Here is a 244-nt window from a genome sequence, read left to right as displayed (position 1 = left end):
CGGGCCATCAAAATGTATATGCAATAAAAAACCCAGCTAATCGTTCGGATTAGCTGGGTTTTTATCGACCTGACGGGACGCTGCCAAACGCCCCCGAAAGCCGGACTACATATTCTCGATCATCACCTGCCCAAAGCCCGAGCACGACACCTGCGTCGCGCCTTCCATCAAACGCGCGAAGTCGTACGTGACGCGCTTTTGCAGAATCGACGTTTCCATCGACTTGATGATCAGATCCGCCGCC

At 53.7% G+C, this 244-nt stretch carries 1 pseudogene; it reads right to left on the bottom strand.

Annotated features, from left to right (window positions below):
* Positions 1–105: 105 nt before the first annotated feature.
* Positions 106–244, bottom strand: a pseudogene (locus SB772_RS44580) (NADP-dependent isocitrate dehydrogenase); the annotation flags it as partial.

The sequence above is a fragment of the Paraburkholderia sp. SIMBA_030 genome (assembly GCF_046535245.1).
In the GTDB taxonomy this organism is placed as follows: domain Bacteria; phylum Pseudomonadota; class Gammaproteobacteria; order Burkholderiales; family Burkholderiaceae; genus Paraburkholderia.
This window is presented reverse-complemented; position numbering and strand designations above follow the sequence as displayed.